At 40.7% G+C, this 15,050-nt stretch carries 18 protein-coding genes and 1 pseudogene; 4 read left to right on the top strand and 15 right to left on the bottom strand.

Annotated features, from left to right (window positions below; all coding sequences use genetic code 11):
• Positions 1-335: 335 nt before the first annotated feature.
• The 12 genes and pseudogenes from DESYODRAFT_RS29520 to DESYODRAFT_RS29130 form a co-directional block, all read right to left on the bottom strand.
• Entirely contained in the window at positions 336-470 is a 135-nt protein-coding gene (locus tag DESYODRAFT_RS29520) for a hypothetical protein (protein WP_282433051.1), read from the bottom strand.
• Between the two features lie 52 nt (positions 471-522).
• Positions 523-723, bottom strand: a complete 201-nt coding sequence (locus tag DESYODRAFT_RS09935) for a YwbE family protein (protein ID WP_007782522.1) — start codon at positions 721-723, stop codon at positions 523-525.
• Positions 724-888: 165 nt separating this feature from the next.
• The gene (locus DESYODRAFT_RS09930) at positions 889-1,476 is read right to left on the bottom strand and encodes a TlpA family protein disulfide reductase (protein WP_007782521.1); all 588 of its coding nucleotides are present in this window, start codon (positions 1,474-1,476) and stop codon (positions 889-891) included.
• Positions 1,477-1,487: 11 nt separating this feature from the next.
• Positions 1,488-2,153 (bottom strand): cytochrome c biogenesis CcdA family protein, encoded by a 666-nt coding sequence (locus tag DESYODRAFT_RS09925; protein ID WP_007782519.1) that lies wholly within the window; start codon positions 2,151-2,153, stop codon positions 1,488-1,490.
• Between the two features lies 1 nt (position 2,154).
• Positions 2,155-2,691 (bottom strand): class I SAM-dependent methyltransferase, encoded by a 537-nt coding sequence (locus tag DESYODRAFT_RS09920; RefSeq protein ID WP_042338415.1) that lies wholly within the window; start codon positions 2,689-2,691, stop codon positions 2,155-2,157.
• Positions 2,681-2,989 (bottom strand): ArsR/SmtB family transcription factor, encoded by a 309-nt coding sequence (locus DESYODRAFT_RS09915; RefSeq protein ID WP_007782515.1) that lies wholly within the window; start codon positions 2,987-2,989, stop codon positions 2,681-2,683. Before DESYODRAFT_RS09915 ends, DESYODRAFT_RS09920 begins: the two co-directional genes overlap by 11 nt.
• Before the next feature lie 321 nt (positions 2,990-3,310).
• Positions 3,311-4,261 (bottom strand): hypothetical protein, encoded by a 951-nt coding sequence (locus DESYODRAFT_RS09910; RefSeq protein ID WP_007782513.1) that lies wholly within the window; start codon positions 4,259-4,261, stop codon positions 3,311-3,313.
• 109 nt (positions 4,262-4,370) lie between these two features.
• Complete coding sequence (locus DESYODRAFT_RS09905; protein ID WP_007782511.1) at positions 4,371-4,649, bottom strand: hypothetical protein; 279 nt, start codon at positions 4,647-4,649, stop codon at positions 4,371-4,373.
• Between the two features lie 135 nt (positions 4,650-4,784).
• Entirely contained in the window at positions 4,785-5,039 is a 255-nt protein-coding gene (gene lepB / locus DESYODRAFT_RS09900; protein ID WP_282433064.1) for a signal peptidase I, read from the bottom strand.
• A 61-nt stretch (positions 5,040-5,100) separates the two neighbouring features.
• On the bottom strand, positions 5,101-5,895 hold the full coding sequence (gene ant(9), locus DESYODRAFT_RS09895; RefSeq protein WP_007782509.1) for an aminoglycoside nucleotidyltransferase ANT(9): 795 nt from the start codon (positions 5,893-5,895) through the stop codon (positions 5,101-5,103).
• Positions 5,892-6,407 (bottom strand): nucleotidyltransferase domain-containing protein, encoded by a 516-nt coding sequence (locus DESYODRAFT_RS09890; protein WP_007782506.1) that lies wholly within the window; start codon positions 6,405-6,407, stop codon positions 5,892-5,894. Before DESYODRAFT_RS09890 ends, ant(9) begins: the two co-directional genes overlap by 4 nt.
• Before the next feature lie 76 nt (positions 6,408-6,483).
• Positions 6,484-6,612: pseudogene (locus tag DESYODRAFT_RS29130) on the bottom strand (type II toxin-antitoxin system RelE/ParE family toxin); the annotation flags it as partial.
• Positions 6,613-6,670: 58 nt separating this feature from the next.
• On the opposite strand from DESYODRAFT_RS29130, the gene DESYODRAFT_RS28685 reads away from it, so the two are divergent.
• Positions 6,671-6,811, top strand: coding sequence for a hypothetical protein (locus tag DESYODRAFT_RS28685; protein WP_169315917.1), 141 nt, complete (start codon positions 6,671-6,673; stop codon positions 6,809-6,811).
• A 143-nt stretch (positions 6,812-6,954) separates the two neighbouring features.
• Here DESYODRAFT_RS28685 and DESYODRAFT_RS09885 read toward each other — a convergent pair whose 3' ends face one another.
• The 3 genes from DESYODRAFT_RS09885 to DESYODRAFT_RS09875 form a co-directional block, all read right to left on the bottom strand.
• Positions 6,955-10,023, bottom strand: a complete 3,069-nt coding sequence (locus DESYODRAFT_RS09885) for an efflux RND transporter permease subunit (protein ID WP_007782503.1) — start codon at positions 10,021-10,023, stop codon at positions 6,955-6,957.
• 12 nt (positions 10,024-10,035) lie between these two features.
• Entirely contained in the window at positions 10,036-11,250 is a 1,215-nt protein-coding gene (locus DESYODRAFT_RS09880) for an efflux RND transporter periplasmic adaptor subunit (RefSeq protein WP_007782501.1), read from the bottom strand.
• Between the two features lie 296 nt (positions 11,251-11,546).
• Complete coding sequence (locus tag DESYODRAFT_RS09875) at positions 11,547-12,149, bottom strand: TetR/AcrR family transcriptional regulator (protein WP_007782498.1); 603 nt, start codon at positions 12,147-12,149, stop codon at positions 11,547-11,549.
• Between the two features lie 383 nt (positions 12,150-12,532).
• On the opposite strand from DESYODRAFT_RS09875, the gene DESYODRAFT_RS09870 reads away from it, so the two are divergent.
• The 3 genes from DESYODRAFT_RS09870 to DESYODRAFT_RS09865 all read left to right on the top strand — a co-directional run bounded on the left by DESYODRAFT_RS09870 (position 12,533) and on the right by DESYODRAFT_RS09865 (position 14,858).
• Positions 12,533-13,789 (top strand): IS110 family RNA-guided transposase, encoded by a 1,257-nt coding sequence (locus tag DESYODRAFT_RS09870; protein ID WP_007782496.1) that lies wholly within the window; start codon positions 12,533-12,535, stop codon positions 13,787-13,789.
• Between the two features lie 416 nt (positions 13,790-14,205).
• Positions 14,206-14,352: a type II toxin-antitoxin system HicA family toxin gene (locus DESYODRAFT_RS29765; protein WP_345788212.1), complete on the top strand. Its 147-nt coding sequence runs from the start codon at positions 14,206-14,208 to the stop codon at positions 14,350-14,352.
• Positions 14,353-14,453: 101 nt separating this feature from the next.
• The gene (locus tag DESYODRAFT_RS09865; RefSeq protein ID WP_007782487.1) at positions 14,454-14,858 is read left to right on the top strand and encodes a type II toxin-antitoxin system HicB family antitoxin; all 405 of its coding nucleotides are present in this window, start codon (positions 14,454-14,456) and stop codon (positions 14,856-14,858) included.
• Positions 14,859-15,050: the final 192 nt, after the last annotated feature.

Below are 15,050 nucleotides of genomic sequence, written 5' to 3'. Positions count from 1 at the left end.
CATCAGAATTTGACAGGAGTATTTGCTTTCACGCCCCACCGATTTTCTGGCGGGTAGTTTGGTGGGTAACCAATTAATTTTAAGCAAAATTAACCTTCCTATTAACTCGTAAATCCATATTAAATCAGCGTAAAACCTTCATATCTATTTTATAGTTTATTCCCACTCAATTCTTTTTAGGGGTATCCCTGTGAATGGTAAACTAAACCATACAACTTAAATCAAATACAGCGATCGGACTTTGTTAGAATAGGGGCTAGCAAAGAGGTCAGGAGCTGTTAGAATGAAAGGATTTAAGATGTATAAACAGATACAGTAACTTAAAGAGATTGAATTCACTCGGTCTCATTGATAAGTGCAGTGACCAGGGTCAGATGACATTCCCGGGCGCGCCGGAATTTGTTTTGCAGTTTTTCCCGGCTGATGATCCTTTGATTCATAACCGGTGCCTGAAGTTTGGCTTTCAGCAATGCCCCGTCCCCTTTCCGCCCCTGACTTCATTCGGCAGATGCTTTCATGCTTTTAAATGGTCCTGATAATTTCCTGAACTCTGCCGATTTGCCCATCCTCAAGTCTTACTTTAATTCCTCGGGGATGTTTCTGGGAGTTGGTCATGATATCTTTGACAATACCACGCGTCCTTTTTCCGGTTCTTTGGTCTGCTTTTAAAACAATATCCACTGTAATTCCAGCCTGAATATTACTTCTTACTTGGCCGTCCAATTTTATGAGTCCTCCTTGCTAATTTCAGTCCTTGCAGTATGTTTAGCACTAAACCTGCCTGTAATTCATCAATTTTCAGTTTCTGCAACCGATCGAACATCAGTTGCCGTCCCCGTTATTAATCTGACAAAGCAATCTGCGCCATCCGCCGCTGATTTAAAAAATTCATTTTATTAAATCAATGCCTTTTTGTAAGGTTTTTTCATCAATAGCCCTTTCTGCCCCTGTCACAATATAGCCGTCCTTGTCAATAAAGATGGTTGTCGGTATAGACCCAATCCCGTATTTGCGGGCTGCATCTTGTTCGGTATCAAAATAAACAGGAAAGGTAAAACCCTGGCCCTTGACATACTGGGCACCTTTTTCCTTGGTTTCACGCTGCCCGTCCACAAGATCGACCATCATAAAGGTGATATCCCGGCCAACTTCCTCATAGACCTTATTAAAATCGGGCATTTCACCTTTACAGGGAGGACACCAGCTGGCCCAAAAGTTCAGAACAATCGGTTTACCGAAGAGCTCTGACAGTTTCACCGCATTGCCCTCTGCATCCAAAACCGTAAAATCAGGTGCTTTTATTTTTTCTCTTTCCTGCTCTTGACTGTCTTGGGGCGCCTGACCCTTGTTCTGAGTCAGGTCAATATTGTCTTGGGGCGCTACCTTTTGGCTAAGCAGGTTGTAGCCCAAAACAGCCGTGACGATAAACAAAACGAAGGCTGCTGTCCAGATGCTTGTTTTTGTTTTCTTATTCATAAATATGCCCCCTAAAACGTTAAAAGTGACAGGAAATAACCCATATATCCCGTTGCCATCAGCAGACCGACGACAATGAGCAATCCGCCGGACAGGAAATTGATGATCCGGTAATTCCTCTTAATAAAATCGAAGGCACCTTTTAGCTGGTCAATTAAGAGCGCACTTGCGACAAAGGGAATCCCCAGCCCTAACGAAAAGGTAAGCAGCATAAAAATTCCTTGCAGCGATGATCCTTCCAGCGACGCCATTAACAAAGCAGAACCCAGAAACGCACCTACACAGGGTGTCCAGCTAATCGAAAACACCAGCCCTAAGACCATGGCTGAAAAAAAACCAAGATTTTTTACAGCCGCATTTTTAGGGCTTATACGGTTTAGAAATCCTATTTTTAAAATCCCTAAAAAATTCAGGCCAAATACAATGACAATCAGGCCTGTGCCAATATTGAGAATGGTTGTGTAATCACGTATCAGTCTTCCCATACTCCCTGCAAAAGCACCCATTATCGTAAAAACGATGGTAAACCCTAAAACGAAGCCAATTGCATTGGTGAGTGTTTTTCTGCCATTGACTTCACCTGCTGCAAAATACGATACATAGATAGGCAGCATGGGCAAAAGACAAGGTGATATGAAGGTAATAATACCTTCTAAAAATAACAGAATAAATTGCATACTAATACACCTTTGCCTGTTTAAAAACCAAACAATAAAAATTTCCGCCTAATTTATGCCCCTTAATTTTTACAAATTCATTGATACTTAAGGTTTCAACTGTCTCCCTTTCAGAAATTCTGCGCTCCACAGGCGGCCCCATAGGCGTTACTTCTTTATGAAATTCAATGATTGCCAATACCCCGTTATGTTTCATAATGCGTTTTATTTCCTGCATCATAGCAGGGATGTTGTCCAATTCATGCAAAACTGTGCATAGCAGCACAACATCACAAGAGTCTGTTGGAACTTTCTGAACGGAATCTTCTATCCTGACATTTGGGATATTGTTTTTTAAGTGTAATATCTCACGCATTGCCTCTGATATTTCAATGGCATAAATAGTGTCTGCCGTAATTCCGGCAGCAGCATAAGTAAATATACCTGTTCCGGCACCTATGTCACACAACACGTCATGCCCTGACAGCCCTATTTTGATTAGGGTTTCCTTAGGATTTAATTCTGTAACCCGCTCCGGGTTTTCAAGCTTATTCAGCATAGTTTTTATCCTCCCTAAAATCACAATAATGTTTTTTCAGTATTTGGATAATTTCCTCGACCCTGTGGTCAGCGATGGAATAGGTAATGTTTTGACCATTTTTAGTAAAATCCAGTATCCTATGGGCTTTCAAAAGCGCCAAGTGCTGTGATAATGCCGACTGTGTAATATTAGGGACTTTCTCAGCGATTTTGCCGACAGTTTGGGGCTCTTTCATCAACACACACAAAATCAGCAAACGGTTTTCATTAGCTAATACTTTCAAAAGCTCTGCGATCTGTTTTGCTTTTTTTTCCATACTTATCTCCTCGTTTTTACTGCGCATATGCTTATGTAACTGTTTCCAGGGGGCATGTCCAAAAATATCCTACCTCCGTGATTTTATATGGAAATAATGTATCAATAATTAAGTAATTTCTAATATTCTACTATACAAGCAAAAATCAATCAAGTGTCCGCACATCATGGCCACGATGAAATCGGCGAGCACCGATAATAACAGTTGATGCCAGGGACAAAAACGCGGGAAAAACAAACAGCTATGCTTACCTCTTTAATCTCCAATCATAGAAACCATTGCTTAGTTTAAGAGCTAATTCCCTTTATAATCCAATAAATTTTATCTTTTTGTATCCGTATCACTAAGCTCTACGACTAATTCAGCATTATATAAACGATCCTGGATCTCTTCCAAAACCTCCGGGGAGGGCGGAGGTATATCAACATTATTGCCTTCCGGGTCAATGGATCCGATTGTGTAGGTAAGGGTTATTTCCTTCTCCTTACCGCTGCCGGAAAGCCCATGGCCATCCGGTTGCTTAAAAATATCCTCTGAAAATAAGCTGCGTAATTCTTCTTGAGGTTCAACCTTTATCTGGAGCTCCTCACCCAGTTGCCTGATAGATCGGACCGGCATATTCTCGAACTTCAACCGGTAATTAATCTCTGTGCGTATAAAGTAAACTTTATCCTTTCCATCGTTGGCTAAATATCCGGTTTGGTCATCATTTGTTACAATTTCCGCTTGAACATCCACAAGCTTCATAGGATGAAGGAATCCGCTCAAAGCAACATAAAGTAAAGAAGATCCTAAGATAAGCAGGACAGCGATTTTGGCAATGCGAGACTTAACAACCGGGACAATGTCCTGTTCGCTCTCTTTTTTGACAATCGAGTTTAGTAAGGTGTATCCGCAAGCTACTCCAATTAAAATGGTTCCCGTCATATTATACTTGAGATATACCCATCTGATTAATGAATTAAGCTGCGATGAAACGGAATAATAAAACAGGATACCTGAAGCACTGATTAACAACATCGGTATTCCGAGAATCAAGATCTTTAACCAGTTAACAGATAACGTTCCTTTCAGGGTCATTCTCCTTATAAATCCAGGCAAAGCAATATACATACCAATCACCAGGGAATAAACATAACTAAACTGCATTAATGGAAACGGGTCATAGTTTCTGCCTGCTTCAATATGCAGTGCTTCCTGATAATCCAAGCCATAATACACAAGCAGCATCAGACCTAATCCATAGCCTAGATAGGCCATCGTTTTCCTCATCCAATCCCCCCTCTTAACTTATATGCAACAACCCAAGTTTTTTTAGCTTGACTGCTTTTGTTCAATTTCCGTATAGGCCAACAGCAGCAAGTCTTGTTCAGACTAACATTTAATCTTGGCTTTTCTGAATTTTCTCCAGTTGGATGATAAACCACTGGATAAGACCGCAATTTGTACATACTAAAAGAGAAGCTGATTTATTCAGCCAATCTAAACCTAAAAAAGTAGCCCCCTGTGTATTCAGTTGGGCTTCACCTTTTTCGAATAAAACATTGCTGCAATGTGGACAGACAATTTGCTTTCCCCCTGCCCGAAACTCCCCTCTTTTATCCATTGCCTGTTGGATGGCCTTTTTACCACGTTTCAGTCTGTCAATGAAATCACTCACACACCATTACCTCCTTACCACCCTTATTGACTGTTACAACCAATAAGGCAAGCGTTAAATCACGTCTATTCATAAATATTAATCCCGACTCTATTCTGATTAATTAAACAACACACCTGGCTGAATCAGGTGGATTTAACGTTGCGAGGCTGGAATTGCTTCATATTCCCGGGAGTCGTTGCTGTAATTGCGATTATCGCCCATTACAAAGACGTTCCCTTCCGGAACCACCACCGGTTCCATAGTTTTAATCTGAGGTTCCGCCACATAAGGCTCATCAATAACCTGCCTGTTAATATAGGTCTTATGATCGCGGATTTCCACCGTATCTCCGGGCAAAGCGATCAGGCGCTTGATAAAATCATCGGAAGAATGAGCTGCGCTTGACAGATGGCCAGGCCAAGCCCTGCTCCCCCCGGAACCCCCGAGCGGATTTGAAATTGAAATGTTCTCAGATATTAAGACAAGACTCTATTGACTTTTTCAGATCATTAACCAGTGAAGCCACCTCGGACTCCAGCCCTTCCCACTTATCAAGATACTCTCCTCGATAGGCTTTGCCGGCTAAGTTGAGTAAAGCTGCCTGCTCAGGAGGCAATTGAGGTATTACCCATTCTGCCGCCCGATCTTTTGAGCGAATTTCACCGGTAGAGGCTGTCAGCAGCATTCTGGCTAACGTTAAAATCACATTGCGTTCGTCACCTTTAATATCCGCTATCAACCCAGGTAAAGATTCTTTAATAGCTCTTCGAATATCTCTTATTGGTACAGGCTCAAGTACTTCCGTTGCTTTGGGTCCGAAAAGATTAACGCTATGTTTTCTTACTTGAGCCAGAAGAATTGCTAAATCCGGATCATACGTTGGTTGAGGAATTTCTCCCTTTTCAAACTGCTCTCTTAGCCACTCGCCATACATGAATTCATATCTGGGGGGGAAATGCCAAGGAACAACCTCTTTTTGATTAATAACTACAACTTCAAGTGGTCTCATAGCATTTGTGTTGCCGATTTTCCCGGATATAAGCATCAGCCTATCGGTAAGCTCTCTGCGAGTTCTTTCCGATAAACTATGATTCATTACCACCAAAATATCTACATCGCTATTAATGCGTAAACCTTCCGTTACAGCAGAACCGTATAAATATACCCCCACTAATACACTGTCACTATCAAGCAGTTCCTCGATGATTTCTAATGCTCCAATCGCTTCTTTAGGTATTTCTTTGTTATTCAAACCTATTCTCAACTGCGATCTCCTTCATCTAAAGCTGTATTAATAGATTCAAGATTTTTAATATCAATATGGTCAACTTCCCTCAGTTCATATCCGCTGTGAAATAACTTTTGAGCTTCTGCGGAAATACAAGGTATAACCCTACCCTCAAATAATGCCCTGGAGAACCATTTTGCTTCAAACTGATACCAGCCACCGTATGGATCAGCCTGCTTAGCACTTCCGTCTTCGTTGATTATCAAGGGATGTATATCTAAATAGCCTAACTCAGGGTGGTGTAGTTCAATACGAGAAGGACTCCAATCAGTCGTGATTTTATATCCCTTATCTTTTAGTGCATCTAATAGAACTTCCTCAAAATCACTATCGAAATCAATGTCAATATCCCTGTGCTCCCTGTTTTGTTTTCCAGTCAGGATATCAACACCCCATCCTCCATCAACCCAGTATTTTATGTTTAAATCTTCTAATAAATTTAGAACAGCAATTAGGCTTTCTTTGCTTGTTATTTCCTTGTTATTCATAAAAACTCCCTTGTTTAAATTCCTGTTTGTCTGCATGTTAGTATAAATAATTTTACTTTACCAGCCATTCATAATGCTACCTGCAATCCACGATATAGTCAACATACACCGTCTGATCCTTAAGCTGATAGAGAATCAAATACCATTTCTCAACAAACATCTTGTGATACTTGTTTAGCGGTATAAATTCAGTATGGAGAAAAGGAGTGCTAAAAATGGGAGATACATCGAGCCTGTGAGCATCCACAGGCAAAATTTATGGAATGTTTAAGGTCGAAGGTGCAGCAGCTTTGTATTTTCAATTCGACCTGAAGGAAGGGCAATCCCTGACGGATATTAAACCGGAAAATAAGGTCGTCCGAATGGTCCTGACTTATCCTGAAATATTAGATGATTCCTTCTGAGAATTTTTTGCAGGAGCATTTTATGTTTGACATTATTACTAAGAGCACCGAACCGTTCGGTGCTCTTTCTGTCACATTGGTTTTGCCCATAAAACAAGATGACAGGGTTTTACAAATTGCATCAAGTGTTGAAAAACTAATCGCTAGTGAAACAGACCCGTAAACTCTTTCTTGCGAAAAAAGCCTTTAGCATCATCCAACAACGTATAAATTACAGGTACAACTATGAGTGTTAAAAAAGTTGATGTAATTAACCCACCAATAATGGCATAAGCCATGGGTGAGCGTCCTTCAGATCCTAATCCTGTGGAGAGTGCTGTAGGAAGCATACCGAAAATCATCGCTAAAGTCGTCATAATAATAGGCCTAAGTCGTGTAGATGCCGCCAGAAGTAATGCGGCGCTTAGTTCTTCTCCGTCGCCTAGCTTTTGCTTAGCATAGTCAACCAGCAAAATCGCATTTTTAGTGACCAGTCCCATTAACATGATAATGCCAATAAATGTCATCATACTTAAACTGCTGCCGGTCAGAAACAGGGCTAACAGGGCTCCAATAATACCGAAGGGCAAAGCGAAGACAATCGCCAAGGGATCAATAAAACTTTCAAACAGGGCGGCAAGGATCAAGTATATGAACAGAATTCCTAAAAATAGTGCTTTCATTAAGCCAGGGATAGCTTCCTCCATCGCTTCCTGTTCTCCTCCGCTAACCAGACTGACTCCAGCAGGCATTTTTGTTTCATTTTCCAACGCTGCTTTAATTTGAGTGTTAAAGTCACCCGCTGCAACTCCAAAGACATTGGCCGTCACTTGAATTTCTCTGGCCTTATCATACCTATTGATGGTCGTAGAGCCCGTGGCAAAAACCTGCTTTGTGACCTGATCAAGAGGAACCATACTGTTATTTGAACCAGGCACATAAATCCCTTTTAAGCTGTCAAAGTCCTTTCTTTGATCATTTTGGAGCAATAGTTTAACATCATAGCGATCTTTTTCTGTTTCATATTGGGTTACAAGAGAACCATTAAAGAGGGTCTCCAACGTATTGGCTACGACCAGTGGACTCACACCGAGATCAGCCGCCCGATCACGATCCACTTCAAGGGTTGCTTCTGCTTTGCCAGTCTTATAGCTCATGCTTACATCAACTGCCCCAGGAATTCTCTTTATGGTGCTCACCGCTTGTTGCGAGTAGTTTAAAAGTTGCTCAAAGTCATCGCCGGTAAAATGGTACTCAGCGTCCTTCGCTTCTCCACCCAGAGTTGAACCAGTCGCCATAGAAAGGGTAATCCCCGGAATCTGCTTTAAACTCTCCCGCATTTTATGGGCAGTTTCACTTAAGGTCTCTTTTCTGGCATTCTTATCGATAAGCTGTACGCTAATGTTGATGTTGCTGGGTGTAACCGTCGAGTACAGGTGCACTACCTCAGGATATTTATTAAGAATACTTTCCATTTTTTTAGTTGTTTCTGCAGCGCTCGTCAGTGTTGTCCCTCCATCTGTTGCCGCTGCTATTGTGATCTTTCCGTTGTCTGAGGATTCTAGAAAACTAGGATTAATGAAGTTAAGAAGGAGCAAACTGCCGAAGAACATTGCAGTTGCAATAGCTATGGTTTTAATCCTATGCTTCAGTGCTACACTGAGAAGGGTTGTATAGACTCCGGCAAGTTTAACAAACAAGTGATTGAACCATATTAAAAATTTACCCAGGGGACCGTGTTTTTTATTTTTATCATCATTTTCACTTTTTATATATTTAGACGCCATCAACGGCACTAAGGTAAAGGATATAAATAACGAAATCAAGACGCTGAAAGCGACCGTTAGACCAAATTCCGCGAAGTAGACCCCGATCGATCCCTCAACCATGGTAATAGGAAAAAAGACAGCAACTATGGTAAAGGTTGTAGCCGTCACCGCCAGTCCAATCTCGCTCGCACCGTCTTTCGCTGCTTGCATTGGATATTTTCCCATATTGATGTGACGTACAATGTTCTCAACGACAACTATTGCATCATCAATGAGCAATCCAACCGCTAAGGAAAGGCCCATTAGTGACACGCTGTTGAGTGAAAAGTTCATCAGTTTCATAGCGGCAAAGGTCGTGATAATCGAGGTGGGCAGTGAAATTGCACTGATAGCCGTGCTTGCCCCATTCCGCAGGAAGACGAAAACCACGAGAACCGCCAGAATACAACCTTCCAGCAACGTTTTCTGAACTTCACTCACGGACTCTCGTATGACCAGCGAATTGTCATCGACAATATCCAGTTTTACATCTTTAGGCAGTGACGCTTGAATCTCTGCAAGTTTCACTTTAAGAGCATCCACGACTTGGGTGGTATTTTCACCGGATTGTTTGACAATATCAATACCAATCGATTCTTCACCTTTATAATAGGATAAACTGTCCCGCTCCTTAACAGTATCTTCCACTTGGGCAATATCTTTGATTCTAAGTTCAGTACCGTTACGATTGGCGACTAAAATATTCAAGAAATCATTAACTTCTTTGACCGTACCATTCGTTCTGAGGGAAACTTCTTTATTACCGTTGGAAACGTTTCCACTGGCTCTGTCTATGTTGTCACTTTGCAGGCTCTGGGTGATTTCCGCAGTTGTCACATTCAGAGCCGCCATTTTTTCTTTATCGAGTTTGATATGTATCTCCCTGATTTGCGCACCATAGGTGGTAACCGATCCAACACCTTTAACCGTATTTAGTTTTTTGGTGATCTGATCTTCGACCACTTGAGATAAGTCCTTGTTGGAAAGAGGGCCAGTGACCACGAAAGATATAATGGGTACGGCAGCTAAGTCAAACTTTTGAACAATGGGTTCATTAATGTCCTGTGGTAAAGCATCCCGTATACTGCTTATTTTATCTTTAACTTCTTGCGCAGCCACATTGACTTGTGTATCAAAACTAAACTGAATCATTGTCTGGGAGAACGATTCCGTAATAGTGGAGGAAATGTGTTTCACTCCTGAAATTTGTCCGACAGCTTCCTCAACTTTTTTTGTCACTTTTGATTCCAGCTGTTCTGCTGCAGTTCCAGGCAGGGAAATGGTAACGGTTATCATAGGAACATCGACCTCAGGATTTTCGTTGATGGGCAGACCTATATAACTTAAAGCACCCAGGGCAAGCAAAGCGATAACTATTACCGTGGCAAATACAGGCCGTTTCAGGCTGATATCTGTTAAAAACATAATCGTGTCCTCCTATTCCGTTACAACTGAAACCGCATCGCCATCCTGCAGTGTATTCACATTAGTAATAATGACACTGTCACCATTTTTTACGCCGTCTTTAATCTCCACTAAGCCTTTTGAAATTTTCCCGATACTGACAATACGGTTACGGGCAACCCCCTGATCAATCACAAACACTGTATAATTTCCCGGATTTCCACTCAAAGCATCCGTTGGCACTGCAATCACTTCTGATGTCTGGTCACTTACAATATCCACCTTAGCATAAATACCCGGTTTCAGTGCTTGATCAGGATTAGCCACCTCAACGTTACATTTAAAAACTCTTGAAGCAGCATCTGCAGAGGCTTCAAGACTTTTAATTATGCCGTCATAGTCTTTAACGGCGTTACTGCCCACGGTCACCTTGGCACTCTGTCCTACTTGCAAAGAACTTATATGGTTTTGGTCTACTTCTATCACAGCATAGATTGGCGATATAGCTTTAACTTTTGCCAGAACAACTCCCATGTTGGCATATTGTCCCAAACTCACGCTTTTCTCATCTAAAATACCTGTAATAGGAGCAGTGATTGTCGTATTCGCCAGTGAATCAGTAAGATTATTCAAATCTACCTGTGCTGTAGCAAGATTAGCTTTTGCTGTTTCAATATTGGCTTTTGCCGTTTCCAGATCAATTTTAGCGTTACTTAACGTTGTTTCCGCGCTTTCCAGTTCAACCTTGGAAATGGCTCCCCCGTCAAAAAGTTCTTTTGTTCTATCATAGGTACGGACTGCATTTTCCACGGTCAGTTGCATTTTCTGCAACCCGGTTTGTGCAGACACTAATTGACTTTCTGAAGCGTTCAGCTGAGCTTGAGAAGAAGCTATGTTGTTTCTGATTTCCTGATCATCTAATTTGATTAGCGGGTCTCCTTGGGTTACATATTGACCATTTTCAAACATCACTTGAACTACCTTACCACTGACCTTGCCACTTACAATACCCTCTTCAGAGGCTTCTAATGATGCCTTATACGAAATGACGGCTTGCTCATTAACATTCCCGGCCACAGTGGCTTTGACATAAACTTTATTTGGAGTAGTTTCGGCAATGGTATTTTCCGTCTTTCCCATGAAACTTCTAACTCCTGTACCAGCCAAAACAAGTACCATAACAATCGTCAGAACTTTCTTTTTCGTAATTTTAAAGTCCCTAATAGCTAAACCGTTTTTTTCTAACACGATAAAGCCCCCTCATATACTTCATTTGTACTTCCGTAATAGGTCACCTATTTTTATCTGAGAGCGAATATCCTCCAAGGTCGTTTCGTTCACCCACATTACCATAAGTGCCTATGCAGTCTTTTAAAAATGTTCTATCGGAGTCGCAGCGGCGTACCTATCCTAATGATGCCTATATCAGCCGCGATACACAATTCTTCATATTACTTGCCCCCTTATTCACATTTGTACAATAAGTTAAATAAATTCCAATCGTTATATAAACCGACCGTTCGGTATGTCTAATAGAAAAAAATTTACCCTTTTAGTCCCCTATAAAAACTATCCCATAACTCTAACAAGGTATCACTGACATCCTCACTGCGGTCTTTTATTAAACTAATACGGAGTGCAATTCCATCATTTGTATATATAAATACCTTAGCAATTTGTTCATCGTTCATGAATGACCGGATCTCTCCGTTTTTTCTAGCTGTAGAGATAACCCCTTTCCATGCTTTCAGTTCATCTTGTTCGTGTTCGAGCAATTTTTCCCGGAAGCTTGGAAAAATCTTCAAGGCATCAAAAACAAGTGAGTAATAGTTCACCGTTAAACCACGGTCCAGATCATCTCCATCTAATTGAAGTGAATTGAGTACTCTATTTTGATAAACTGCATACTGGTGATAAAACTCATATAGAGAATTCTTGTCCAATATACTAAAATCAGGTGTTATGGAAGACATACAGTTTTTAATTGCTTCCAGAAATAACTGCTCTTTGCTTCTAAAATAATGATAAAAAGCGCCTTTTGACATTCCTGTTTTTTCTACCAGCTCAGCCATGGTTACTTCCTTATAGCTCTTGACTAAAAAAAGGTTGAAGGCAACTTTCAAAATATGTTCTCTTGTGTCATTCATGAATTTATCTCCTTTTTCAAACCGACCATTCGGTATGTATTGATGTTAACATTAAAACCGGGTCACGTCAATTTTATTATCTGCTATTCTCATTTTAAGTTCCATTCCTTTCGCTGTGCTCAAGGCACAAAAATTTATGAAAGTGTCTCCTAGTGGATATAATCCAATTGGATAAGCAGATACACTACAGAGCACGGGGAGGTGAGTGGTCCAGGGTTTAGCACCCTGCCCGCATTTTAAGATGTGCCGTTTGCTATTTTCAAGTACAAATAAGTGTGCCATAGAGCACGTAAACTAATCCTTGTATAAACAATTCCCGTTTATTATGTAGCAAACAGTCAATGTCTGCTTTATCCACTATAAACTTATGCGGGGATGTGTTTATGCTCAAAATTGTTTTTCCTATTTGCTGTGGAATTGATGTCCACAAGAAGTTTGTTGTTGCAACGGTTGGTACTACTAACAAATCGGGGGTTACGGATTACCAAACGAGGCAATTTTCAACCTTTACCCAGAGTTTGCTTCAACTTTTGGATTGGTTGAAAGCTCACTCTTGCGTTCATGTCTGTATGGAGTCTACAGGCAAGTACTGGCACCCTGTTTTTAACATTTTGGAAGATTACTGTGATGTTGTCGTTGCTAATCCAAAGTATGTTAAAGGTATTCGAGGCAAGAAAACCGATAAGAAAGATTCTATTTGGCTTTGCGATTTACATAAGCACGGTTTAGTTCCCAGTAGCTTTATACCACCCTTACCAATTCGTCAAATTCGTGATTTAATGCGGTATCGGTTTAAGCTCATCAATGTTAAGTCAAGCGAGAAAAACCGCATCCAAAACTCTCTAACTGTTTCAAATATTATGATTTCTAGTGTTGTTTCTGATACTTTTGGCGTAAGCTCGATGAGAATCATTAATCACATACTTGATAATCCGGATGATATGGATTTCGAGGTTTCATCAATGTTACACGGAAGAATGCAAGATAAAGCAGAAACAATTACAAAATCAATCAATGGGAATTTAACTAAGCCTCAAGCAGATAAAATGCGTGTTTGTCTGCATCATCTTGAGAACATCGAGAAACATATAACTGATATCGAACGGGTTGTTTTAGGCTTAGCTCAGCCCTATTTGCCACAAATAGAGATAATTTTATCATTGCCAAGTATCAAGGATGTTTTTACTGCCATCGCTATAATCGGTGAGATCGGTAGCGATATGGCAGTTTTTAATTCCTCCAAGCATCTATGCTCATGGGCTGGAGTTACTCCTCAAAACAATGAAAGTGCTGGCAAGAAGAAATCTGTTCGTATTTCACGAGCTGGTGTATATATCAAGCCATTACTAGTTCAATGTGCAAATGCTGCAATTAAGAGTAAAAAGTGTCCGTATTTCAAAAACCGATATGACCAGATTAAGAAACGTCGAGGTCACAAAAAGGCCATTATTGCTATTGCACATACACTGCTAAAATGTATCTACCATATGCTAGATAAGGGTGAGACGTTTAATTTTGAACTATACAAAATCGACTCCAAACCAAAACAAACTTATGCATCGCAGATCACTGAGGAAATGGCTATTCGCTACCTGCAAACTTTAGGCTACCAAATACCCGATATGCCTAATACAACTTAAAACCTTACAAACAAATTTTTTTGAAAGCCGCTATTTAGCAGGCTTATTTTGTTATGACCTTTTTTAAATGCGATCATATTTCCGGGTTCTTTCAAACTAAGCTTTCCGGCAGGGCTAAGCCATTGTTTTGGCAATTGATCTTATTATTCCTGTTTCTGGTGGAAAGATATAGCCCCTTCCCCCACGCGACCACCACGTGTAGTCTCCCTATGCCGGGGGGCATTTCTCATTTCTGTACGAAACATTCATAATCACATACAAACCGTTCCTAAAGAAGCATTTACATTCACCGACATAAACCAAAATAAAAATGCCCCCCCAATCGGCTATGCAACCTTTCTTATCAAATACATAAATTACGTATAATTTTTATTGACATTACGTAAAATACGTAACATGATTATATCAGAAGGTAGGTGATACAAAGGAAACGACGGGACTTGGTTAAAAAACTTGAATCAAACGGCTTCAGTAAAATAAGAGACCACGGAGATCACACCATCTACAAAGCCCCTAATATGAGAGCCGTTCAAGTCCAAGTCATCGAGAAATCAACGAAGTGACAGCAAAGCAAATCCTAAAAGATGCGGGGCTGAAATAGACCCCACTCAAAGGATTCATAATCATAAATAGCTAAGAAAATAATAATAAAGGAGGCAAAATCATGATCTATGTTTTCCCTGCGATATTTACACCCGTCGAAAATGGATATGCCATACGATTCCCTGATTTACCTGGTACCAATAGCCAGGGCAACGATCTTGCAAACGCTATTTATATGGCGCGTGATGCTTTAGCAACATGGTTAGATTATCTTATAGACGAAAAGGAGGTCATCCCAACTCCATCGAGGGCAAAGGATATTCCTTTAGATGACGGACAATTTACGACAATGATTGACATCGATATGACAGCCTATCGCCGGCATAAGAGTTCAAAGGCTGTAAAAAAAACATTATCGATTCCCTCCTGGCTTAATGAAGAGGCGGAAGCTCAAAACGTGAATTTCTCAGCTATTCTTCAGGAGGCTTTAAAAGAACACTTGGGAATTCAAACCAATAGAATATAATAATTACAGCAGCCCTAACCCGGCTGCTTATTTTATGTGCACCCCGTGATTCTCTCGCATCAACCGGTCAATCGCTTTAAATTCCTTCGTATCCTCATACTTGGTCTTCAGCGGCAGCAAATTAGCCATGAGCTTAAGATTATCGTAACCGGATAGATAACCGTAAAAGGACGGCGCTTCCACAATAGCGCC

This window comes from Desulfosporosinus youngiae DSM 17734, assembly GCF_000244895.1.
GTDB lineage: Bacteria > Bacillota > Desulfitobacteriia > Desulfitobacteriales > Desulfitobacteriaceae > Desulfosporosinus > Desulfosporosinus youngiae.
Note: the sequence above shows the minus strand (reverse complement) of the source record. Positions and strands in the feature narration are given on the sequence as shown.